Origin of the sequence: Undibacterium sp. GrIS 1.8 (genome assembly GCF_040544445.1) — a bacterium.
In the GTDB taxonomy this organism is placed as follows: domain Bacteria; phylum Pseudomonadota; class Gammaproteobacteria; order Burkholderiales; family Burkholderiaceae_D; genus Undibacterium.
Genome location: NZ_JBEONQ010000045.1, coordinates 1 through 19,533, shown reverse-complemented (window position 1 = coordinate 19,533; position 19,533 = coordinate 1). Strand labels below are relative to the sequence as shown.

General features: G+C 57.0%; 26 protein-coding genes and 3 pseudogenes. 11 read left to right on the top strand and 18 right to left on the bottom strand.

The features are described from left to right. Positions 1 to 260: 260 nt before the first annotated feature. The gene (locus AAKU64_RS17850; protein ID WP_354362579.1) at positions 261 to 419 is read right to left on the bottom strand and encodes a DUF3309 family protein; all 159 of its coding nucleotides are present in this window, start codon (positions 417 to 419) and stop codon (positions 261 to 263) included. 896 nt (positions 420 to 1,315) lie between these two features. On the opposite strand from AAKU64_RS17850, the gene AAKU64_RS17845 reads away from it, so the two are divergent. Next, a complete protein-coding gene (locus AAKU64_RS17845) occupies positions 1,316 to 3,394 on the top strand; it encodes an AAA family ATPase (RefSeq protein WP_354362578.1) in 2,079 nt (692 codons plus the stop codon). Positions 3,395 to 4,099: 705 nt separating this feature from the next. Here the strand turns inward: AAKU64_RS17845 and AAKU64_RS17840 are convergent. The 9 genes and pseudogenes from AAKU64_RS17840 to AAKU64_RS17800 form a co-directional block, all read right to left on the bottom strand. Further along, positions 4,100 to 4,351, bottom strand: a complete 252-nt coding sequence (locus AAKU64_RS17840) for a helix-turn-helix domain-containing protein (protein WP_354362577.1) — start codon at positions 4,349 to 4,351, stop codon at positions 4,100 to 4,102. Between the two features lie 119 nt (positions 4,352 to 4,470). After that, positions 4,471 to 4,773 carry an AraC family transcriptional regulator ligand-binding domain-containing protein gene (locus tag AAKU64_RS17835; protein WP_354362576.1) on the bottom strand — a complete coding sequence of 101 codons (303 nt, stop codon included), beginning with the start codon at positions 4,771 to 4,773 and terminating at the stop codon, positions 4,471 to 4,473. 105 nt (positions 4,774 to 4,878) lie between these two features. Next, complete coding sequence (locus AAKU64_RS17830) at positions 4,879 to 5,103, bottom strand: Rossmann-fold NAD(P)-binding domain-containing protein (RefSeq protein WP_354362575.1); 225 nt, start codon at positions 5,101 to 5,103, stop codon at positions 4,879 to 4,881. A 290-nt stretch (positions 5,104 to 5,393) separates the two neighbouring features. Continuing rightward, positions 5,394 to 5,546 carry a hypothetical protein gene (locus AAKU64_RS17825; RefSeq protein ID WP_354362574.1) on the bottom strand — a complete coding sequence of 51 codons (153 nt, stop codon included), beginning with the start codon at positions 5,544 to 5,546 and terminating at the stop codon, positions 5,394 to 5,396. 21 nt (positions 5,547 to 5,567) lie between these two features. Then, positions 5,568 to 6,815, bottom strand: a pseudogene (locus AAKU64_RS17820) (NAD-dependent succinate-semialdehyde dehydrogenase); the annotation flags it as partial. Between the two features lie 235 nt (positions 6,816 to 7,050). Next, positions 7,051 to 7,458, bottom strand: coding sequence for a DUF2177 family protein (locus AAKU64_RS17815; protein WP_354362573.1), 408 nt, complete (start codon positions 7,456 to 7,458; stop codon positions 7,051 to 7,053). Beyond that, complete coding sequence (locus AAKU64_RS17810) at positions 7,455 to 7,988, bottom strand: pyridoxamine 5'-phosphate oxidase family protein (RefSeq protein ID WP_354362572.1); 534 nt, start codon at positions 7,986 to 7,988, stop codon at positions 7,455 to 7,457. The genes AAKU64_RS17815 and AAKU64_RS17810 overlap by 4 nt, the downstream gene beginning before the upstream one ends. Before the next feature lie 73 nt (positions 7,989 to 8,061). Beyond that, entirely contained in the window at positions 8,062 to 8,520 is a 459-nt protein-coding gene (locus AAKU64_RS17805; RefSeq protein WP_354335716.1) for a fasciclin domain-containing protein, read from the bottom strand. Between the two features lie 50 nt (positions 8,521 to 8,570). After that, the gene (locus AAKU64_RS17800; protein ID WP_354335714.1) at positions 8,571 to 8,984 is read right to left on the bottom strand and encodes a fasciclin domain-containing protein; all 414 of its coding nucleotides are present in this window, start codon (positions 8,982 to 8,984) and stop codon (positions 8,571 to 8,573) included. A 250-nt stretch (positions 8,985 to 9,234) separates the two neighbouring features. On the opposite strand from AAKU64_RS17800, the gene AAKU64_RS17795 reads away from it, so the two are divergent. The 6 genes from AAKU64_RS17795 to AAKU64_RS17770 all read left to right on the top strand — a co-directional run bounded on the left by AAKU64_RS17795 (position 9,235) and on the right by AAKU64_RS17770 (position 11,890). After that, on the top strand, positions 9,235 to 9,657 hold the full coding sequence (locus AAKU64_RS17795) for an ATP-binding cassette domain-containing protein (protein ID WP_354362594.1): 423 nt from the start codon (positions 9,235 to 9,237) through the stop codon (positions 9,655 to 9,657). Between the two features lie 224 nt (positions 9,658 to 9,881). Further along, entirely contained in the window at positions 9,882 to 10,328 is a 447-nt protein-coding gene (locus AAKU64_RS17790) for an OsmC family protein (protein WP_354362571.1), read from the top strand. Positions 10,329 to 10,465: 137 nt separating this feature from the next. Further along, complete coding sequence (locus AAKU64_RS17785; RefSeq protein WP_354362570.1) at positions 10,466 to 10,705, top strand: DsbA family protein; 240 nt, start codon at positions 10,466 to 10,468, stop codon at positions 10,703 to 10,705. Positions 10,706 to 10,873: 168 nt separating this feature from the next. After that, complete coding sequence (locus AAKU64_RS17780; protein WP_354362569.1) at positions 10,874 to 11,158, top strand: plasmid stabilization protein; 285 nt, start codon at positions 10,874 to 10,876, stop codon at positions 11,156 to 11,158. A 32-nt stretch (positions 11,159 to 11,190) separates the two neighbouring features. After that, complete coding sequence (locus tag AAKU64_RS17775) at positions 11,191 to 11,409, top strand: DUF294 nucleotidyltransferase-like/CBS domain-containing protein (protein ID WP_354362568.1); 219 nt, start codon at positions 11,191 to 11,193, stop codon at positions 11,407 to 11,409. 172 nt (positions 11,410 to 11,581) lie between these two features. Further along, complete coding sequence (locus AAKU64_RS17770; RefSeq protein WP_354335704.1) at positions 11,582 to 11,890, top strand: MFS transporter; 309 nt, start codon at positions 11,582 to 11,584, stop codon at positions 11,888 to 11,890. Positions 11,891 to 12,090: 200 nt separating this feature from the next. On the opposite strand, the pseudogene AAKU64_RS17765 reads toward AAKU64_RS17770, so the two are convergent. The 5 genes and pseudogenes from AAKU64_RS17765 to AAKU64_RS17745 all read right to left on the bottom strand — a co-directional run bounded on the left by AAKU64_RS17765 (position 12,091) and on the right by AAKU64_RS17745 (position 15,086). After that, positions 12,091 to 13,395: pseudogene (locus tag AAKU64_RS17765) on the bottom strand (transposase). Further along, positions 13,376 to 13,885 carry a nucleoside deaminase gene (locus tag AAKU64_RS17760; RefSeq protein WP_354362567.1) on the bottom strand — a complete coding sequence of 170 codons (510 nt, stop codon included), beginning with the start codon at positions 13,883 to 13,885 and terminating at the stop codon, positions 13,376 to 13,378. The pseudogene AAKU64_RS17765 and the gene AAKU64_RS17760 overlap by 20 nt, the downstream one beginning before the upstream one ends. A gap of 32 nt (positions 13,886 to 13,917) precedes the next feature. After that, positions 13,918 to 14,466 carry a Dps family protein gene (locus tag AAKU64_RS17755; protein ID WP_354362566.1) on the bottom strand — a complete coding sequence of 183 codons (549 nt, stop codon included), beginning with the start codon at positions 14,464 to 14,466 and terminating at the stop codon, positions 13,918 to 13,920. Next, positions 14,463 to 14,708, bottom strand: coding sequence for a hypothetical protein (locus AAKU64_RS17750; protein WP_354362565.1), 246 nt, complete (start codon positions 14,706 to 14,708; stop codon positions 14,463 to 14,465). Before AAKU64_RS17750 ends, AAKU64_RS17755 begins: the two co-directional genes overlap by 4 nt. A 3-nt stretch (positions 14,709 to 14,711) precedes the next feature. Then, on the bottom strand, positions 14,712 to 15,086 hold the full coding sequence (locus AAKU64_RS17745) for a fasciclin domain-containing protein (RefSeq protein ID WP_354362564.1): 375 nt from the start codon (positions 15,084 to 15,086) through the stop codon (positions 14,712 to 14,714). Between the two features lie 828 nt (positions 15,087 to 15,914). On the opposite strand from AAKU64_RS17745, the gene AAKU64_RS17740 reads away from it, so the two are divergent. Further along, positions 15,915 to 17,024, top strand: a complete 1,110-nt coding sequence (locus AAKU64_RS17740; protein ID WP_354362563.1) for an NAD(P)-dependent alcohol dehydrogenase — start codon at positions 15,915 to 15,917, stop codon at positions 17,022 to 17,024. A 129-nt stretch (positions 17,025 to 17,153) separates the two neighbouring features. Here the strand turns inward: AAKU64_RS17740 and AAKU64_RS17735 are convergent, their stop codons facing one another. Continuing rightward, complete coding sequence (locus AAKU64_RS17735) at positions 17,154 to 17,864, bottom strand: hypothetical protein (RefSeq protein ID WP_503012713.1); 711 nt, start codon at positions 17,862 to 17,864, stop codon at positions 17,154 to 17,156. Between AAKU64_RS17735 and AAKU64_RS17730 the strand changes: the two genes are divergently transcribed. Beyond that, the gene (locus tag AAKU64_RS17730; protein WP_354362597.1) at positions 17,817 to 18,068 is read left to right on the top strand and encodes a hypothetical protein; all 252 of its coding nucleotides are present in this window, start codon (positions 17,817 to 17,819) and stop codon (positions 18,066 to 18,068) included. The genes AAKU64_RS17735 and AAKU64_RS17730 overlap by 48 nt on opposite strands. Here the strand turns inward: AAKU64_RS17730 and AAKU64_RS17725 are convergent. Further along, positions 18,015 to 18,134: pseudogene (locus tag AAKU64_RS17725) on the bottom strand (DNA topoisomerase IB-related protein); the annotation flags it as partial. The gene AAKU64_RS17730 and the pseudogene AAKU64_RS17725 sit on opposite strands and share 54 nt — an antisense overlap. A gap of 12 nt (positions 18,135 to 18,146) precedes the next feature. On the opposite strand from AAKU64_RS17725, the gene AAKU64_RS17720 reads away from it, so the two are divergent. Together AAKU64_RS17720 and AAKU64_RS17715 are read left to right on the top strand one after the other, a co-directional pair. Then, positions 18,147 to 18,335, top strand: coding sequence for a hypothetical protein (locus tag AAKU64_RS17720; protein ID WP_354362562.1), 189 nt, complete (start codon positions 18,147 to 18,149; stop codon positions 18,333 to 18,335). A 52-nt stretch (positions 18,336 to 18,387) separates the two neighbouring features. Beyond that, on the top strand, positions 18,388 to 18,561 hold the full coding sequence (locus AAKU64_RS17715; protein ID WP_354362561.1) for a hypothetical protein: 174 nt from the start codon (positions 18,388 to 18,390) through the stop codon (positions 18,559 to 18,561). A gap of 90 nt (positions 18,562 to 18,651) precedes the next feature. On the opposite strand, the gene AAKU64_RS17710 is transcribed toward AAKU64_RS17715, so the two are convergent. After that, positions 18,652 to 19,533 (bottom strand): reverse transcriptase domain-containing protein (locus tag AAKU64_RS17710; protein ID WP_354362560.1); only part of this gene is annotated, 882 nt, incomplete at its 5' end.

Below are 19,533 nucleotides of genomic sequence, written 5' to 3'. Positions count from 1 at the left end.
GCTGCTAAAAATTGCTTCAAATATCATCGACTGCTGGCCATAAAATCATCAGATGAATCAGGCAAACAAGGGATCGTCTTCGTTACATTTTCCGGGCAGAACTCTTTATTTCAGGGATATATCACATCAAGGGTCAATTTGGCTGAAGCCCCAAACCAATTTCAAATTTAATCCGGCTCACATTAGTAATGCACGAAAATTGCTTGGACAGATATGGAGTCTTGTTAATTGCTCCTGTTATAAGCCGATAAAATTTTCGACTAGATTTTGCCAAGTAAGAATAAGATCAACACGATCACCAGTACCAAGCCGATGCCGCCGCTGGGTCCATAGCCCCAACTGCTACTGTGCGACCACGCTGGAATGGCGCCTACCAGCGCCAATACCAAAATAATTAGAAAGATCATTCCTAAGCTCATATCGTTCTCCTTTGTTGATGTCACCTTTCGAGCGATCTCGAAAGGTTCTCTAGCGGCTTTCATTGTAAGCTCTCGAAAAATTACTTCTGTGCGGTGTCACACGTTCGATGATGCTTTTCTGGTTGAAAAGTTACATGATGACCAAACGTTGATTATGTCTTTGAAGACATATTTATTGGCGGCCATAATTCCACCACCCGCAATCAGCAGGCGGCAATAGTGATGTGTTGAGAGATGAGGGATCCATTCATCGAGATTATTGTTGATCTGCGCATAGAACTATCTGGCGTTATGCGTGCTGCCGCACCGAGCGCCATAGCCTTACGATGTACGATTAACATGCTTGTGTTGCAAATTTTCCAGGCACTCGCTTCGATCTTTTAACTCATTCAATCCTCGCGAAAGGGGAAATCTCATGAACAGAATCGTCTACATCGTTGGCGTAATAGTCATCATCATTGCTGTCTTATCGTTTTTCGGGTTTAGATAATTAGTGTCTGGACGAAACACAGAAAACCACGCCCCGTAAAGCCTACTGGGTGCGGCTTTCATGGGTTTTCGTTCCGGCGTTCGTGAAGAGTAAAGAGCACCTGATCGGCAACAACGAAATAATACGAACAAAGTGTCTTGCGGTGTAAAACTTGTGGCAGAACTTCATTTGCCAATGCATAAAGTAAGGTTTCTATCTATGAAGGGAAAACTGCCGTGACATTTTATCTTGTGATCATGAAAGTTAACCGGAACCTTGATGCCTGTATCAAGCGCCAACTCTTGGCTGAAGTTTCTTAAAGACTCTTCTCCCCAGTTGCTGCCTAAAGAGGTTTCGGCATAGCGTGATCGTCAATAGCGTGTTCCGGTTTCGGAACATCGCTTATCACCAGTTACGAAAGATTACCATGTCAAATTTATCGAAATCCGACGATACGGTGCCCACGGCAACTGGCCCCTGGCGCGCGGTCGAGAAGGCCGCCAGTCGTCTGCAGGACTGGTTTGTGATTCAGTCGGTTTTCGTCAAGCTGACGGTGCTGGCCATCATTATTCTGATCCCGGCCACCGCCATCTATTCATTCACGCTCATGCACAAACAGGCCGCCGTGGCCGAGCAGGTCAAGGCGATGACGGTTGCCGGAAAAGCAGGCGAGGGTATGTGGACGCTCAACGACAAACTGCCCGTGGTGTTCGGCATCGGCTCGATGTTGAGCTTTCTGGAAACGAAGCCAGTTGAGCACATCACGGTGATTTACACTCCATTGATGTGGAACGTGTCGGAGCGCATCATCCTGATCGAATCTCAGGCAAAACAGTATGCGTATTATCCCAGCGACATGGAGACCAAGATATTTACCGACAAGGCCGTCACCGCGCCGTGGGGTGGCAAGCTCGCCTTTATTCCGCGCGCTGAGCTCAGCGACAGCAACCAGGAATTGATAGCGCGCCTGGATCTGCGCTTTGCTGACGCCCGTCCACAGTCCGAGAAAGACGGCTGGAAGGCAGCCGTCAGCGGCGTGCTGTCTGCCGCGCTGACCATTGGCCTGCTGGCCTTCGTATATTTTCAGTTTAAAGGGCAGTTCAAGTCGCTCAAGTTTGTCGAGCCGACACAGGTGCTCGGCTCAATTGACGACCTGGTGGGTATGGATGACATCAAGGCCGAGGTAGCACAGATCACGGATCAGTATCAGCGCCGTGCGGCCTATGCCGAGTACGGCATCAGCAAACCTTTCAACGTGATGTTCAGCGGGCCGGCCGGTACCGGCAAGACCAAGCTGGCCAGCTACCTGGCCAAAGAACTGAAGCTTCCGATTCTGTTCCACTCAGCAGCCAATCTGGAAACGGGCTTCGTGGCCGGTGGTTCAAATACGCTCAGCCGCATCATGGCCATGGCCAAGCGACGCAAGCACTGCATAGTGTTCCTAGATGAGGCGCAGGATCTTTTCATGAAACGCGGTGGGCGCCGCAAGTTCGACGATGACACGGCGAACACACTTCTGTCCGTTCTCGATGGCGTGCGCAGCAAGAACGACGCGGAAATCATCTGGATCGTGGCCAGCAACTTCAACAGCGAAACCATGCAGATGGACGAGGCGATGCTACGTCGCTTTCAAATGAAGGTAGACTTTCGCATGCCCAACCGGGAAGAACGGACGGCCATCATCGACCACTATCTGGCCCGGCGCGCTGAGAAGGTACTGCCCGATCTGGACCTGCGCCACTTGGTGGCCGTGACCGAGGGTCGCAGTCCCGCCGACTTGGAGACCATCGTCAACCAGGCTGGCATCAGCGCCGTGCAAGCTAGCGAGATGATCGGCGCCGATACCTTGATGTTGGCCGCCGAGCGCGTACTGGTGGGCAACGTCAATAGCCATACCACCGAAGAACGCGAGCGTGACCGCCGCATTATTGCTGTGCATGAATGGGGTCACTTTCTGGTGGACTTCGAGCACGAACGCAAGCTTACCAACGGTAACTGGGAGCAGCTCCTGGCTGATATCAAGACCATCAAGATTTCGCTCAAGGCCAACGCGCGCACCAATGCGTTGGGTTTCGTCTTTCACAAGCAGGGTGCCAACCTACTTATGACCAAGGGTGACATTGAACACGAGGTTCGAGTGTTGCTGGGCGGTATGGCTAACGAGGAACTGTTCTTTGGCGAGCAAGGCACTACCAATGGAGCGCACAACGACATCACCCGCGTAACGGAACTGCTGCACCACGCCGTGGGCGAGATGAGTATGTACCGCAAGACCCGTCTCAACTTCGGTGTACTCGACCGTGATAGCCAAAGCGGCCGTCGCGAAGTTGACGAGGAAACGCGCAGCATCATGGAAGCGCAGAGCGAGCGCCTATACGGTGAAACCAAGGCCGTACTAGGTAAGTTCAAGCCGCTGACCGAGCATCTTGTTGGCAAGCTAATGGAAGCAGGCGAGATGAACCTGAGTGAGGCGTTGTTCGAAATCCGCAGATTCGAGGCGGCCTGATACCGCATCAAAGAAGCTGGGTTTGTTCTACGTGGAGTAGAACACTAGACGCTTGGTAGTGAATTAACCGAATGAGGTTATCTCTATTTTAGATAGAGACGACTTGACCGTTTGCAATCAGTCTAGGTTTGTCTGTCATGGCCGACAAATACGGGAAGACAGTAGACTGTAATCTTCATCGGAAAAAAGCAGGCCTCTCGATTGACGCCTCTTTGTACAAGATGCGGCGGAATATCCGCTAACTTAATGCGTGCGCGACGTAGCATGGTTTAGTTCTAGGTTTGATTGGGAAAAGAATGTGAGGCTGACCCCTTTGGTTATGATTCATCGAGATTTGAATTCATTTAAGAGCGTTCGAAGTAAGGTATTTCCAAACTTAATGGGGCAAATTTCCGATGCCGAGATGATCGATGTCAAACCGCCGCGATTATTCGTGTGCACTCCTTGAACGAATCCCGTTCTTGAAAATGAACTGATCATTTGAGGTCTGCGAACGACCGCAATATAGAATGTCGACCTTCACCTGCTGTTGAGTGGGCGTCGCTGAGCGGCCGCTTTCAGTCTTTAGCAGGCACAGGCATAGGCACACAGGATCAACATCCGCCTATTGTAGTTTCGAGCAATTGCCCCTTGCATCAGCCGTATTGAACTGCGCAATCGCAGCTATCCAAGCGCGGAATGAACATAGTTTTTTTTGCTGATGTTCTAGCTGGCCGGTTTTTGTAATTGACGAAATAAAGCGGGGCTCGATAAGGCCCAGCGTTTAAAGGCACGCCGGAAGCTGCGCTCGTCGGAATACGCCAATTGTTCGGCCACTTCCTGGGTGCTAAGTCCAGCGAGCAGCAACCGTTTGGCGCGCTCGAACCTGACGTTTTCCGCGATTGAAAAATACGATGCACCTTCCCGCGCCAACAGACGGTGCAATGAACGCGCACTGATCTTTAAGGCCGTTGCCATTTCCTGCACGCTGCGGCACTCGCACTGCATTGCGACCAGCATGCGCACCAGACTTTGTTTGCCCTGCGCGCCAATCCTCGCTAGTTCCTGCTCGCAGGCCAGACGTTACACGCTCGATGTCAGTTCATTTTGCGCCTGGTCTTGCCTGTTGCGATCGAGTCTGGTGTCGCAAACACGATGCGGCTAACATCCGCCCCGACAACAACCGGACAAGCGAAAAAGGCTTGCGCCATAGAAGCGCTGAGATGTCGATTGCCGCGCAACTCTACCCGCTCTGGCTGGATCACTAGACAAGGTAATTGGCGCGCCGCGTTGAGGGCGGTCGCCAGATGATCCACGTCCAGAAAATCCTGCACTTCACGGTCATCGAACAAGGCATGCGATACCAGCGATGTTGACTGTGCGCCAGCTTCAGTGGCCAATCGCCGCTGGCGGCGTGCAGGTCGGTATGCAGACGCCGCAGGCCTCGGTCTTGACCAAGATCTCGCCCGCACTGTGGGGATGTCGAGTTCCTTGAGCACTAGCGGCTAGCCGAATTGCTCGAATTGGACAGCATGCATCTTGCGCGTCATGTCGACGCCCTCGCCCGCCATGAAGTCCCGGCGCAGTTCGTCGACTTTGGCCATCGCGCCCTCGAAGGCGTCGTTGCCCAGCAGCAGGTGGTGCGGCAGCTTGCCCGAAGCCACGGCCTCGACGATGGCCTTGACGGCACGCACCGGGTCGCCCGGCTGTTTGCCCGAGGATGCCCGCACTGCCAGCCGCACCTTGCCGGCGGTGGCCAGCTAGTCCTCGATCGGGTGCTTGATTTCGTTGGTCGAACGCCCGACCCAGTCGGTGCGGAACCCGCTCGGGTTGACCACCATCACCTGAATGCCCAGCGACTTCACTTCGCGCCGCAAGGCCTCGGACAGGCCCTAGACCGCGAACTTGGTGGCGTTGTACTGCCCCAGCGCCGACATGCTGCGCGCTTCAGCCGTTTTGACGGCTGCGGCGATCTGATCCGCTTGCGTCACGTCGCGCTTCAGCACGAGGATCCGGTCGCTTACAGCTTGGCGAGGTCGCGGGCAGTCACGACCGTGCGGTAGTCGCGTTCGATGGCCTGCCTGGCGAGTTCCAGGCCGAAGCTCGTGGACCAGCCGGTGATGAACCAGACAGGCGCTTCACTGGTTTGAGATGGGGTAGCTTGCTTATTCATAGAATTCCTTGGTTAGCGCGCTCAGACCGGCGCAGCGATGGCGCCGCTGCGAACGAGCTTCTTGTTAACAAATTCCTGGATGCCCATGCTGCCCAGTTCACGCCCGTAGCCCGAATTCTTGATGCCGCCAAACGGCAGGTCGGCATGGGCCCAGTCGATGTTGTTGACGAACATCATTCCGGTGTCGATCTGGCTCGCCACGCGCTGGCCGCGCGCTTCGTCCTTCGTCCACACCGATCCGGCCAGGCCGAAGTCGGAATCGTTGGCCAGTGCTATCGCTTCTTCTTCGGTCTTCACGCGGAAGAACGACACCACCGGGCCGAAGAACTCGTCACGGAACGCGGGGTTGCCTGGGGCGATGTCGGTGAGGATGGTGGCCTGCATGAACCAGCCAGGCCGATCTATGCGCTTGCCGCCCGTCAACAGCTTGGCGCCGCCTTTCACGGCGGCATCCATCTGCGTCAGCAACTGCACCAGCGCGGCCTCGGTGGATAAGGGTTCGAGTGTGGTCGCCTCCAGCATCGGGTCGCCTGGCTCCAAGGCCTCGATCGCGATCTTGAATTTCGCCAGAAACCGGTCGGCAACTGACTCCATGACGATGAAGCGTTTGGCCGCGCAGCAGGTCTGGCCGGCGTTGTACATGCGGCCCCACACGGCCCAGGGCAACGTCTTGTCGAGGTCAGCGTCGTCAAGCACGATGAAAGCGTCGCTGCCACCGAGCTCCATGACCGACTTCTTCATGTTCTGTCCGGCGCGGGCTGCCACCAAACGCCCCGCAGCCACACCGCCGGTCAACGCCACGCCCTTGATGCGCGGGTCGTCAATGACACGCTCGGACTGCTCATGCGAGATCAGCAGATTGGTGTATGCGCCGATTGGTGCGCCTGCGTCTAGCAGCAACTTTTCGAACGCAATGGCACATCGCGGCACACAACCCGCATGTTTGACCACAAGCACGTTGCCCGCCATCAACTGCGCGCCAGCCACGCGGGCCAGTTGGTTGTACGGGAAGTTCCACGGCTCGACGCAGAACAGCACGCCCAAGGGTGAGCTTTCCATGTGTGCTTCACCCAGTTTGGGGTGCAACTTGAGGGGCGCCAGAAAGCTCTCGGCGTGCTGGGCGCAGTAAGCCAAGATGTCGCCGCTGAATTTAACTTCACCGCGTGCCTCGTTGATTCGTTTGCCCATTTCCAGCGTTTCGAGTTTTGCGAAATCATCTACATGCGCGTGCAGCAGCGCAGCGGCTTTATTCAGAATAACGGCGCGTTCCGCGTAACTCCTGTGCTTCTAGGTCTAGTAGCAGTGCTGAGCGCCTGCAAGAGAATTCTCCAACTGCGCTGGGGTTAGGCGCTCAAAGATCTTGAGCAACTTGTCGTCGTTGGGGTTGATGCTTTGATAGGGCATGTCGATTCCTTTTGTTATGGCTGAGAAATTGGCCATACGAGCAAGGCGATGAAGCGCCTGTACGCTGCCAAACGCACCGCATTTGATCGTTAATGGGCGATTACAATGGCGCCGCCCAATCCATCAGCGCCTTGCCGCCGGCGGCTGCGGCCGCACTAACGCACGCCCCCCAAGCCATGTCTATCAGCGACAAGCCAATGGGCCATTGTTTGAGCGTGGACAGGTTCGTGAGGTCATAGGTGGCGTAGGCAAAGAAGCCGAACAACGCCGCCATGCTCACGGTCTTGCCCCAACCGGGGGCGGGGCCGGCGGGCAACACCGCAAACACCACCAGCCCGAGCCCGAACAATACGTAGAACAGCACGGCCACCGGCACGTTGGGCTTGACGGCCATTAAGTGACCGATACCTTGCTGGTACATCGGCTTGGCGACGACGCCCAGCCACAGCAAATCCAGCCCCACCATCACGACCATGGTGCCGGCGTAAGCAGCAAGCTGTCTTTTCATGATTGCGGCGGTGGCGCTGCTGCCCGTGTGGAGGCCGACAAGGCGGTAAGCGATCCATGCTCGCCCAGCGCCACGGGCTTGCCCGCAATGACGGAGGCGATCATCCCGAACGCGCGCACCATCTTGCTGCTGGACCCATCCCAGTATTCAGCCCTATCGGGAATGAACTTCAGCAGCGCTAGGTTGCTTGAGTCCGGGCCGTCGGGAAACCACGGCTTGGCCAACAAGGTCCACAAGCTCTGGATGCGCGCACGGTCGGTATCGATTACGCCGTGGCCCGATAGCGAAACATAGGCACCTTCATCCCTGTCCGTGAAACTGAGATTGACAGCGCGCAGATGATCGACTTTCGAGGATTGCACATCGGTGAAGAACCACAGCGCGCCTTGGGCATCCATTTCCAGCGCGGTCATCGGGCGGCTGGCCAAGGCGCCGTTGTCGTCCAAGGTGGCCAGCATGGCGATCGGGATGTTTTCGATCAGCTTCGCGACGTGAGTGAGTTCGGCATTGCTCTGGGTTGCAATTTTCATGGGTGAACCTCATTGTAGTGTGCTTGTGAAGGCGCGATGGGGCGCGCGTTGCAGGCTGCCCATCGCACTGCGCTTACTTGGGCATCAACACTGTGTCGATGGCGTGGATCACCCCATTGTCGGCGGCGACATCGGCTGCCACCACTTTGGCGTTATCCACCATCGCGCCGCCCTTGGTGCTGACCTTCACGTTGCTGCCTTGCATGGTTTTCACGTTGCCGGCCTTCAGATCCGTGGACATGACCTTACCCAGAACCACGTGGTAGGTGAGCACGGCCTTCAACTTGGTCTTGTCTTTGAGCAGCGCATCGAGGTCGGCTTTCGGGATCTTGGCAAAGGCCTCGTCGGTGGGTGCAAAGACCGTGAAGGGTCCCTTGCCCTTGAGCGTGGACACCAGATCGGCTGCCTTGAGCGCCACGACCAGCGTCTTGAAGTTGCCGGCATCCACGGCGGTGTCCACGATGTCCTTGGCCTGTGCGGCAAAGGCTGCGCCGGTGAAGGCCGCAGCTATGAGCAATTTTTTCGCATTCATTTTTGATCCTGACTTTCTTTTAAGGGGTTGGATTACTGGGTGAGCGAGCATCAAGCCGACGGCAGCAGCACCGCGTCGATGACGTGGATCAGCCCGTTGGAGGCCGCGACGTCGGTCTTTGTCACATTGACCTCGCCATTCAACTTGACACCGCCCGTTGTGCTGACCTTGAGGTCGCCGCCGTTGAGGGTCTTGGCCGTCTTTCCGTCGAGCTTGACGACGTCGGCTGCAGCAACCTTGCCGGCCACTACGTGATACTTGAGGATCGCGGTCAATTTCGGGATGTCCTTGAGTAGGCCGTCAAGGGTGCCCGCAGGCAGCTTGGCGAATGCATCGTCAGTTGGCGCAAAAACGGTGAAAGGACCAGCACCTTTGAGGGTGTCAACGAGTCCTGCTGCTGTGAGGGCTTTGGCCAGTGTTTTGAAATGACCGTCGGCAATGGCAACATCGATCAGGGTATTCATAAGATTTTTCCTTCAGTTAAGTTGATTTGATGCCACACCTCGATTGGAGGCGTCCTGCACGACGGGATGTCTGCAGGATTTGCGGCAAGCACAAATTTACTGCTGCCAATACGGCCGGTCTGTGCGTTTGCCCACAGAGCGAGTCCTTAGGCCCACTATCTGGCGCAGTTGAGGGCAGCCCGAAGAGCAGCACTACGCACAAATGCGCCAGCGCAACGAGCCGAACTTTAAATGGAAGAGCGTGTAGTTGGTGTTCGGTTTGCAGGCACTGCTGACCTGGTTGATTGCAATGCCGTTCCTGGCCGCGCAAGGCAGACCCAATGCGGCAATGCGCGTGCAGGCTGAAGGATTGATTGACCAAGTGAGCCCGAAAGAATGGCGCAATCACTTGGTCAATGATTTGTCCGGCGGTCAGCAGCAGCGCCTGGCGCTTACCCGTGCGCTGCTCATGCGTCCCGCGCTGCTATTGACGGACGAACCCACGGGCAACGTGGACACCGTGTCCGCCAACAAAGTGTTCACGCTGATGCGCGACATCAGCCGCAGTGACACCTCCGTTCTTGATCGTCACCCACGACCCACGGTTATCCGCCCGTTGCGACCGGGTGATAAAACTGGTGGATGGGCATGTGCAGAACGACAAGGCCATCTTAGCAACGCGGCCAGGCGATGATGGCAAGCCAAAGGGCTCCGCCTGAAAGCCCCGTCACCTGCGGCCGAAGAACTCCAGTCATTCCACCGGCTCTGTGCGTTGACGAACAGACACCGTCTTCATGGACAGCCATCATGCAATCAGCTCTGAACACTCGTCTTGCACGCAGCCACATACGGGCCGGGCCGCTGCAACTATTCAACAGGTCCGCTTCAGCTCACTGCAATTTTTTGAAAGGTACCACCATGACCGAGAAGACCGCCAGCGTTCATTGGGAAGGCCAGGGAAAAGAGGGCAAAGGTCAGATCAGCACCGAGAGCGGCGCCCTCGAACGCTACCCGTATGGCTTTGCCAGCCGTTTCGAGGACGACCGCCGGGGCACGAACCCGGAGGAAATATTGGCTGCCGCCCATGCAGCGTGCTTCACTATGGCATTTTCATTCGCCTGTGACAAGGCCGGTTTTGCCACCGAAAAGGTCGACACGCAGGCTCGCGTGCGCCTGAAAAAGGAGGGTGAGGGCTTCGTGATCGACCGGATCGCACTCACGCTGAAGGCCGCCGTGCCAGGGATTGAAGAAGCCAGGTTCCAGGAGATCGCCCTGGCCGCCAAGCGCGAATGTCCGCTGTCCAAGGCCCTGGCGTCCGTGACTGAGGTCAGCTTGCAGGCAACGCTTGAAGAGGTGGCTGCATGAGCGGCGCCGCGAGCGTCAAGATGCCCGAGGCCGCGCTGGCGGCGGCCGACCATGTGCTGGGCGAAGCGCATGCAAAGCTCACACTGCTGGAGTAGGGCGACTACGAGTGCTCTGCCTGCATCCAGGCCGAGCCGCTGATGCAGCACCTTGTCGACACCCACCGCGATCGGCTACGTTTCATATTCCGGCACTTACCGTTGGTGGAGATGATCCATCCGAACGTAGAGCTGGCGGCGGCACAGGGCCAGTTCTGGCCCATGCACCACCTGCTTTTTGCGCAAACCCATCACCTCACGCCAGCGGCACTGGTGGGTTATGCGCGGTTCCTCGGACTAGATATGAACCGCTTCAACGCCGAGATGATTGACCACATGTAAACGCAACGGATTCAGGAACATCGCGGCGCTGAAGATAAACTGAAGTCCAAGCGCCTTGCAGCACGGCACACCGCTCACAGCGCACTGCGTTTCACTGCATCCACCTGTGGCCGCGAAGGATCCGTTACGCCGCAGAAAGTCTGGAGCGCCAAGCGCGAACGGCTATACGTGCACATCAAAGAGAGCCTGCTCGGCCAGAGCAAGCCTCAGCCACTGGCCGAGGAGATTGCCGCGCGCGTCGTCAACAAGGAGCAGGCACAAGGCGGCGAGTCCGTGGAGGCCAATACCTCATCGATCAACGACATGTCGTCCAGCCGACGTGGGGGGCTGCGCTCGCACAAGGGGCCAGGCGGCCGAACCTTGCTGCAACTTCGCAACGAGGCCCGCCAGCGCGGGCTGAACGGGCGCTCCACGATGAACAAGGCGCAGCTCGAAGCGACCCTGTCGCCATGAATGTACAACCCCCGATTAAGCCCGCTACCGTGATGACGACCAATTTCACCGCCTGCACGAATGAAGATCTGCTCTCCGACGTGCTGGCCATGATGCACGCGCGCGGCCTCATCCATGTGCTGCTTCTCGACGCTGACAGGCACCCGCTGGGTGTCCTCAACGCCCACAACGGGCTGCGGGCGATGCTGGCGGCCGGCAACCACGAAGAGGCGCTGCTGCGCAACTATGTGATGGAGCTCGGCTACCAATGAAGTCGCTGCGATGACCGGCTCGGATGCCCGCCCGGTCGTCCTGATTCTGAGCGCTGCCGGAAACCTAGGCCTATAGATGAGCGAAGCCGCGCTCGCTTCATGCAACCGTGGGTAGGCGCTCGCCGCTGCCACGATCACAGCCCCTGCGGCTCCAGCGTCGCACCCGCGCGGCGTGCTGGCCACCACCATGCTCGCGTCCAGCCTCGCTTTCGTCGACGGCTCGATCGTCATCGTCGGATTGCCGGCGATTGCGCAGTCTTTGGCGGCCGACGGCGCCAGCCTATCGTGGATGATCAGCGGCAATTTGCTGCCTTTGAGCGCGCTGCTGTTGCTCGGCGGTGAGGCCGGCGATCGTTTCGGCCATCGGCACTTGTTGCTGATGGGCGTGGGCTTATGCGCCGCGGAGCCCGGGCTCCCATGGTTGATTGCCGCGCGCGTGCTGCAAGGCGTGGGCGCGGCGATGCTGATGCCCAACGGATAGGCATTTCAACCACGTGAGGCCAGGTATTACCCCTTGGAAGAGCCCTCAACCCAGGTAGAAATCCGCGTCGCGCCCTCAGCGAGGCCGTGCCTGGCCGATCCACCGCCAAAATGCGTTTTTCACAAGAGAGATTAGCGTTGCGTCGGGTATGGCGGACGCAACGCTACCCGCCAGCGCGTCTGAGTCACCGTTTTGCCCGGTCACCAGTTGATCCGCTGATCTATCTCAAAGTCGGGAGCGAGGTGTGCCGCCAGATCCCAATCTGCTGGCTCGAGTTGCGCCCCGTCATCCATCTGCGCATCACCACAGTCATCCCACAACGGTGGCCCGCGCGCCAGGGATATATGTGGAAGTTCTGGGTCCACCCCCGATGTGATCAAGGATCTTCTTGATCTGCGTGCCCTCGGTAATGAATGCGATCAGGCGCACCTGCCCACCGCACATCAGGCACAGCAGCGGGAGCACTTCGTAGATGCGGGCTACCAACACCGCCCACAGGTAGTGCGCCGGTGTGCGCTTGGGTGGCGCAGGTTCGGGCGTGCGCGGCAGGGGCGCTAGGGCGGCAATACGGGCTATCAGCTCCATTGACGTGAGCGTGATCTCGTCGACCTTGGCGCCACGTTTGTCCGAGCCAGGCTCGCTGCGCTACTTGGCACAGCGGTACACCAAGGCGACACCTGCTTTGCGCAGGCGTTCACAAGCAAAGGGTGGGCAGGCGCAGTAGCGCAGCAGCCGCTCCAGCGCTGCCCGGTCGTGTGCTTCGATGCACACACCGATGTCCACCGAGAAGCCACTGTGCGGGTAGGCCAGCATGTCTTTTGCATCACAACTCTCCAGCAGGCCTCGGCCGGCGAAGGCACGCCGCATGCGTCGGCGCAAATCGGCCTGAACCTGGGACACTGCGGTCTCATCGATAGCACTGGCCAGGTGAAAAACGATGCCCGGTGTGAGGATTGGGCATCGGACTCACCCTCCACTGCCACCTCCACCGGCACTTCCTCAAACACCCCATCGACCGCGTATACATAGAAGTGTACATGCCCGTTCAGGCTGGAGCCAAAGCGGTGGATGAAAGCGACTGCGCCAATGTGCAGCGCCGCTTTGTCCACCTAGGCCGCACCTTGGCTATGGCTTTGCAGTGCTTGCGCAATCATCCTTAGGAAGATGCGCAGCACCATATTGGGCACCGCCCCGTCGCGCTGCATGAAGTCGCGCAGCCGCTTCGAGACCGAGAGCACCCACTGACGCACAGGAAGCCGAGGGGAAACATGATCCTTCAGGTGCGCGGCCGTCTCCACCATGCGCCGGATATTGCATGAGAGGTAGACACCCCGGCCTTTGCAGGAATAGGCCACGAAGTAGTCGCACCCGCAGTCGTTACACCACGCCAGGGAAAAGAAGTGCGCAAACACGCCGCATTCCGGATATTTGCGAAAGGCTTGACGGACATAAGGCTTGGGGGTGTGGCTTTTCCGGTTTTTTTGTTTACAAATTTCCCCGGTCATCTGAGGGTGGATCTGTATCTGCAGGATAGTAAAGCCGAGCGCATTCGTCGCGAAGTACCCCGCCAGTGAACGTCAAGTCATTGCGGTAGGCTTTGGCAATGAAGTCGAGGGTATTGACATGGCGCACCTCAAAATAGCTTTCGTGGACGTCATCGCGACCGGCCCCAAAAACGATGCGGTTGACCTTTGACCAGATTGATGCCATCGTGCACATGCCGCATGGCTGAAGGGTCGAATAAAGCGTTGCGCCATGCAATTGACCTCCCAGATTGTCGGCAGCGGCCAGTTCCAGTCCAGCTCGCCGAAAGGCCACCATCTCTGCGTGAGCGGTCGCATCATGCAGGGTCTGGCATTCGTTGTGCGCAGTGCCAATGATCCGGCCATCGTATACGATCACGCAGCCGATGGGTGTCGAGGCAGGATCACTGCCACGCGATGTGGCAACTTTGAGCGCTTCCCGCATCCAGCACTCATCGACTTGCAGGGACATCAAATTTCTCCCACTTGCAGATTCATGAAAATTTAATGCCCAGACGTGTCTTGCGGACGACTGGCCTCAAACAGAAACCAAGTACGGCGTTCTGTCTCGTCCATGTACACCTCTATCAGGCTTGTGGTGGCAATGTCATCGTGCTCCTCGCACACGCCATGCGCTTCCCGGAACCGTGAGACCAGTGTTTTATTGTCATCACACAGTTCGCCCAACATGTCAGATGGTTCAACGTACTCTGCATCATTGTCCAAAATTCGTTGGGTTCTTGCAATGTGTCCAATGGAGCGCAGAGTGTTACCGCCAACCTTGCGAATGCGTTCGGCGATCGGATCGGTCATTTCATAGATTTGCGTAGCTTGTTCATCGAGCATGACGTGGTAGTCGCGAAAGTGCGGACCTGACATGTGCCAGTGAAAGTTTTTGGTTTTGAGATACAGCGCAAAGATATCGGCCAGAATGCCGTTCATTACTGCAGCGATGTCTTTGGTTGCAGCAGCTTTCAAATCAGTCGGTGTTCGCAACGCTGCCACCTGATGTTGATGACCTTCAGCAATTTGTTTTTCATTAGGCTTTTTCATAGTGACTCTTTCTTCAGTGATTGGGTGATTGGGTGATTGGGTGATTGGAAGGAGGAAAGCCAGACCGGGCAAATCAGGTCTGGACGGATAGGCATTTCAACGACGTGAAACCGAGTATCGACCCCTGAAAGAGCCCTCACGGCGCCGTCATCGTCCAAGGTGGTCAGTATAGCGATCTGGATGTTGTCTATCAGCTTGGCGCAGTGAGTGAGTTCGACAATGCTTTGGCTTGCGATTTTCATGGGTTAACCTCGTTGTTGTGTCCATGTGAAAGCGCGGTGGGCGGCGGCCACCTTGGCGCCGTTCACCATCGCGCCATCCATGGTGCTGGCCATCACTTCGCTGCCTTGCACTGTCTTCACGTTGCCTGCCTTTAGGTCGGTCGACATGACCTTGCCCGAAACCACGTGGTAGGTCAGCACAGACTTCAACTTGGCCTTGTCTTTTAGCAGGGCGTCGACGGTGCCTGGCGGCAGTTTGGCGAACGCATTATCGGTGGGGGCAAAAACTGTGAATCGACCGGCACCTTTGAAAGCGTCAATGAGGCCGACTGCTGTGAGGGATTTGGCCAGCGTTTTGAAATTGCCATCGGGAATGACGATATCGATCAGGGTATTCATAAAGTCTTCCTTCAGTTGGGTGGGTACCGCGCCCCAGTTGCGCGGTACCCTGCACGACGGGATCTTTGCATAACTTGCGGCAAGTGCCAAATTTACTGCTGCAAATACGAAGCGTCTGTGCGCCAACGAACCGAGCGCTGCGGCGCATTCACCCAGTATCGCGCCATGGGCCGTGCCGTTGCATGCCCCCTCTGGAGGCGCTTGCGATGCACCTATTGATCCCCGTACAGCAGCTCCCCTTAGTGGCCTTGGCCAGTTCGGCGGCGTGCAGCTTTTTGGTTTGGACCGTAAGTGTGGTGCGCAGCACCTTAGTACGACCGCTTTGACGGCCCAGAAATGCGACACCCACGCATCTTCGGGCTAGCAGCTCCGCAGCCGGATGGGGGTGGTCGTGCGCGGTGGGAACAGACTTCGCCGAGAACGTCGAGGCGATGGTCTCGAAGGTCACTCGTTTCAAGCCTGGCGATACTTGTTGGGAATCGTCTCTTTGCGAGGCCCGCTGCGGTTTCCTCTGTAAAAAGCTGCATCGAGGTGAGAGTCTGGCGGGCACCGAAGAAAGTATCATCCTCACTGGTGTGTGCGCCACCGAACAGACCAGCGAATGCACCCCCAGCATAATTCGTTATGACCCTCACGACTCACGACCTCAGGCATGGCTCACGTTACGCACCTGATTGGCAACAGAGGAGATCGTGCAGCAGTCGACCCAAGCCGTGATGTCGCAGTGTTATCGCGCCGTTTGCAGCCTGGCCCGTTCAGCTCACGGAAGCGGGCCCCCGGCCTATATGGAACAAGTTGAGCACAACGCATTTATTGAAAGGATTCCCCATGATCTCCGCCCGTGGCTATGCCGCCCATAACCCGCACAGCCCCCTGCGCGCCTTCGCCTTTGAACGGGAAGAGCCGCGCGAGCGCGACGTGCAGATTCAGGTGCTGTTCTGCGGCGTCTGCCACTCCGACATCCACCAGGCAAAGAACGAGTGGTCGAACACCATATACCCATGCGTGCCGGGTCACGAAGTGGTTGGCCGCGTGACAAAGATCGGCGCTAGCGTGACGACGCACGCCGTGGGCGACATCGTCGGCGTGGGTTGCATGATCGACAGCTGCCGTCATTGCAAGCCGTGCAAGCTGGGACTGCAGAACTACTGCGAAGGTCCGAACAGTTGGCTGGCCACCTACAACGGGCCCATGGTGCCCGCCAAACTGGCGCCTGGAGGGCTCAACGCCTACGGACGCGACAACACCTACGGCGGCTACTCCGACGTGTTGGTAGTGAGGGACGACTTCCTGATCAGGATTCCTGCGGCGCTGAAGCCCGAGGTCGCCGCGCCCATTCTGTGCGCTGGCGTCACCACCTACTCACCCATGAAGCACTGGAAGGTTCAAGCGGGCCAGAAAGTCGGCATCATCGGCTTCGGCGGGCTGGGCGACATGGCCGTCAAGCTGGCACTGGCCATGGGCGCGCAGGTCGTCATGTTTACCAGCACCGACGCCAAGCTTGCGGAGGCGCGCAAGCTTGGCGCCGACGCCGTACTGGAGAGTGATGCAAAGGCCTTGGACGCCCACGCGTCGAGCTTCGACTTTATGTTGTCCACGGTGCCGCAGCGCCACGACCTGAATCCCTACCTGCCATTGCTAAAGCGCGACTGCACGCTGGTGGTGGTAGGTGCGCTGGAAGTAATGGAGCCTGTCAACAATCAGCAAGTCGCCTTTCACCGTCGAAGCGTTTCAGGGTCGCTGATCGGAAGCATTGCCGAGACCCAAGAAGTGATTGATTTCTGCGCCCGGCATGGCATCGGTCCAGACATCGAGATGCTGCGCATCCAGGACCTGAACGAGGCCTACTCACGCATCGAGCAAGGTGAAGTTCGCTTCCGCTATGTCATCGATATGGCGTCACTGGCTGAAGAACCGGTGCCCACCAACTTGGCTTAGGGCTCGAAGGGATTGCCGTGCAACCAGCGGTGATCCAGTTGTCACCTTCCGTGCGTGCGCCCTGAACGAATCCATGTTTCGCACCGCTGCATCGAGTTGTAGAAAAGTACCTCAGAGACTTTGTACAAATTAATTGCTGCCCGCCAGCAACGCTAAAAAATCTTGTTCACCCGCAGTCAGCCCTGCCTTGCGCTTGGTTGCGGCTGCTGAAGTTTGACGACTTTCAGGTTCGCCCGAAAGTAACGCTAACACTCGCGGATGCACATACGATTTTCGACATACCGCTAGCGTGTTTCCGAGCAGGTGAGCCACTTCAGCCAGTAGCCGGTTTGCCTGGGCAGCGTTCGGCTGTAGCTGCTCCGCGTCTGAAAGCTTGCGCCACAGCTCCAAAGCCAGAACGCTGCCATGCCAGGTGCGGAAGTCTTTGGCGGTAAATTTTCTTTTGTAAGCCGCCTCCAGGTAAGCGTTGACATCCGTTGAGCCGACGTTTTGCACCTCTCCTTTATCGTCTACATAGTGGAACAACTCCTGCCCGGGCAAAGCCTGGCAACGGCGTGCGATGCGTGCGATACGCGGGTCTGCAAGCGTTACGTCGTGCTGGACGCCGCTCTTGCCGCGAAAGCGCAGTCGCAACTGGCTGCCTTGAATATCGACATGGCGTTTGCGCAGCGTGGTCAAGCCAAAAGAGCCGTTGCTGCGGGCGTATTCGTCGTTGCCCACCTGCACTAAGGTTGTGTCGAGCAAGCGCGTTATCGCGGCTAAAACGGTACCGCGCTGAACGTCGGCGCCTGTATGAGCTGCGAGGTCGCGTTTGACTTTGGCCCGAATGCTTGGCAACACCGTACCGAATTCGGGCAGGCGGTCAAACTTGGTTTCACTTCTGGCCAGTCGCCAGTCGGTGTGGTAGCGATACTGTTTGCGGCCTCGCGCATCACGCCCCGTGGCCTGAATATGGCCTTGCGGCTGTGGGCAAATCCAGACCGCGGTGTAGGCCGGCGGAATCGCCAGTTTCTGGATTCGTGCAATATGTTTGACGTCGCGTAGCTGTTGGCCATTGGCCTGCCAGTATACAAAACTGTTACCGCGCTTTGTGCGGGTAAAACCAGGCATTTGGTCGCTGGTATGAAGCAAGCCCCCGGGCATGTCGGTAGATTGCAAGGAAGAGTCGGGCTTCATGCTTGCCAAGTTACCGCAACATTAGCCCCACCGCAAGAGGCACCGCCGCGCTGTGGTTTGTGCGATTGGTTCGGCGTGGGCTGTGAGTGTGGTGGCGCACAGACGCGCATGTGGTTTGCGGCATTAAATGTATGACGGGATCCAGGTTGTGATCGCAGCCACCCGTGATTCAAGCCAGGAGCATCTCATGACCGTTAAAAAATCCGGCCTTTACGCCAATATTCAAGCAAAGCAAGAGCGCATTACAAATGGCAGTGGAGAGCATATGAACAAGCCAGGAAGTAAGGACGCGCCCAGCGTCGAAGACTTCAAGAAAGCAGCCAAATCTGAAAAGAAAACGCCGGCTAAAGTCAGCAAATAGGGTGCTTTTCGCTGTTACGGTAGGGATGGAAGTTACCTTCCACCCCCCGCACAATCCCAGCGTGCGCAATTGACGCACTGGGCTCCTGCCTTAGGTATTGACGCGAAACCGTTCATTTGGATAGGGATGAATAGTACGGCAAGGTGGAATATAACGACTTATCAACCGACTAAATCGCTCCCATGTCAGGCAACTTCGCTGGCTACGCCTCTTCAGCATGCGCCGCCAGGTACGCGCTATTTCTCCGCGAAAGCTGAACATACGATTTCCGTTTCCGGGAACCGCGAAGTAGTTGAAGTAACCTTGCACTACCGATCTCAACCATTTTCCAACGGTAGGAATATCTTCATGCATTTTACGTCTTAACTTCGCCCGGATTGCTTTAAGCGTTGCACGCATTCGCTTCTTCACTGTCAAACGCAGGATACTAAACCAACCATTGCGGGTCTTTCCACAGCAGTGAGTGAATCCTAGAAAGTCGAAAGTCTCCGGCTTTCTTTCACCACGTGCCATGCGATTTCTCTCTGCGTATCGCCCGAATTCGATAAGTCGTGTTTTATCCGGGTGGAGCACTAATCCGAACTTTGCCATGCGTTCCTGCAATGCTGCCAGGTACCGCTCGGCATCGTGTTTTTGCTCGAACCCCACCACACTATCATCGGCATATCGGACTATAGTGATCTGACCTGTGGCATGTCTTTGCCGCCACTGATGTGCCCATAAATCCTGCACATAGTGAAGGTAAATATTCGAGAGAAATGGTGAAATCACTGATCCTTGCGGTGTACCTATTTCGGATGCAGTTCTCCGCCCATCTTCGATCACGCCCGCCTTGAGCCATTTGTAGATCAGCCTTAATATTCTCTGATCTGCAATCCGGTGTGCCAGAAACGTCATCATCCACTTGTGGTCGATGGTGTCAAAGAACGCTTGTATGTCAGCATCCAGTATCCAGCGCACCTTTCGGCCTTC

Excerpts from the sequence above, each read along its gene's own strand:
- AAKU64_RS17790 (WP_354362571.1), top strand. The coding sequence starts at position 9,882 with ATGACCGAGAAGACCGCCAGCGTTCATTGGGAAGGCCAGGGAAAAGAG.
- AAKU64_RS17760 (WP_354362567.1), bottom strand. The coding sequence starts at position 13,885 with ATGTCCCTGCAAGTCGATGAGTGCTGGATGCGGGAAGCGCTCAAAGTT.
- AAKU64_RS17775 (WP_354362568.1), top strand. The coding sequence starts at position 11,191 with ATGACGACCAATTTCACCGCCTGCACGAATGAAGATCTGCTCTCCGAC.
- AAKU64_RS17815 (WP_354362573.1), bottom strand. The coding sequence starts at position 7,458 with ATGAAAAGACAGCTTGCTGCTTACGCCGGCACCATGGTCGTGATGGTG.
- AAKU64_RS17730 (WP_354362597.1), top strand. The coding sequence starts at position 17,817 with ATGAGCTGCGAGGTCGCGTTTGACTTTGGCCCGAATGCTTGGCAACAC.
- AAKU64_RS17720 (WP_354362562.1), top strand. The coding sequence starts at position 18,147 with ATGAAGCAAGCCCCCGGGCATGTCGGTAGATTGCAAGGAAGAGTCGGG.
- AAKU64_RS17825 (WP_354362574.1), bottom strand. The coding sequence starts at position 5,546 with ATGAATAAGCAAGCTACCCCATCTCAAACCAGTGAAGCGCCTGTCTGG.
- AAKU64_RS17715 (WP_354362561.1), top strand. The coding sequence starts at position 18,388 with ATGACCGTTAAAAAATCCGGCCTTTACGCCAATATTCAAGCAAAGCAA.
- AAKU64_RS17810 (WP_354362572.1), bottom strand. The coding sequence starts at position 7,988 with ATGAAAATTGCAACCCAGAGCAATGCCGAACTCACTCACGTCGCGAAG.
- AAKU64_RS17840 (WP_354362577.1), bottom strand. The coding sequence starts at position 4,351 with ATGGCAACGGCCTTAAAGATCAGTGCGCGTTCATTGCACCGTCTGTTG.
- AAKU64_RS17755 (WP_354362566.1), bottom strand. The coding sequence starts at position 14,466 with ATGAAAAAGCCTAATGAAAAACAAATTGCTGAAGGTCATCAACATCAG.
- AAKU64_RS17745 (WP_354362564.1), bottom strand. The coding sequence starts at position 15,086 with ATGAATACCCTGATCGATATCGTCATTCCCGATGGCAATTTCAAAACG.
- AAKU64_RS17850 (WP_354362579.1), bottom strand. The coding sequence starts at position 419 with ATGAGCTTAGGAATGATCTTTCTAATTATTTTGGTATTGGCGCTGGTA.
- AAKU64_RS17845 (WP_354362578.1), top strand. The coding sequence starts at position 1,316 with ATGTCAAATTTATCGAAATCCGACGATACGGTGCCCACGGCAACTGGC.
- AAKU64_RS17805 (WP_354335716.1), bottom strand. The coding sequence starts at position 8,520 with ATGAATGCGAAAAAATTGCTCATAGCTGCGGCCTTCACCGGCGCAGCC.
- AAKU64_RS17740 (WP_354362563.1), top strand. The coding sequence starts at position 15,915 with ATGATCTCCGCCCGTGGCTATGCCGCCCATAACCCGCACAGCCCCCTG.
- AAKU64_RS17750 (WP_354362565.1), bottom strand. The coding sequence starts at position 14,708 with ATGAAAATCGCAAGCCAAAGCATTGTCGAACTCACTCACTGCGCCAAG.
- AAKU64_RS17800 (WP_354335714.1), bottom strand. The coding sequence starts at position 8,984 with ATGAATACCCTGATCGATGTTGCCATTGCCGACGGTCATTTCAAAACA.
- AAKU64_RS17785 (WP_354362570.1), top strand. The coding sequence starts at position 10,466 with ATGCAGCACCTTGTCGACACCCACCGCGATCGGCTACGTTTCATATTC.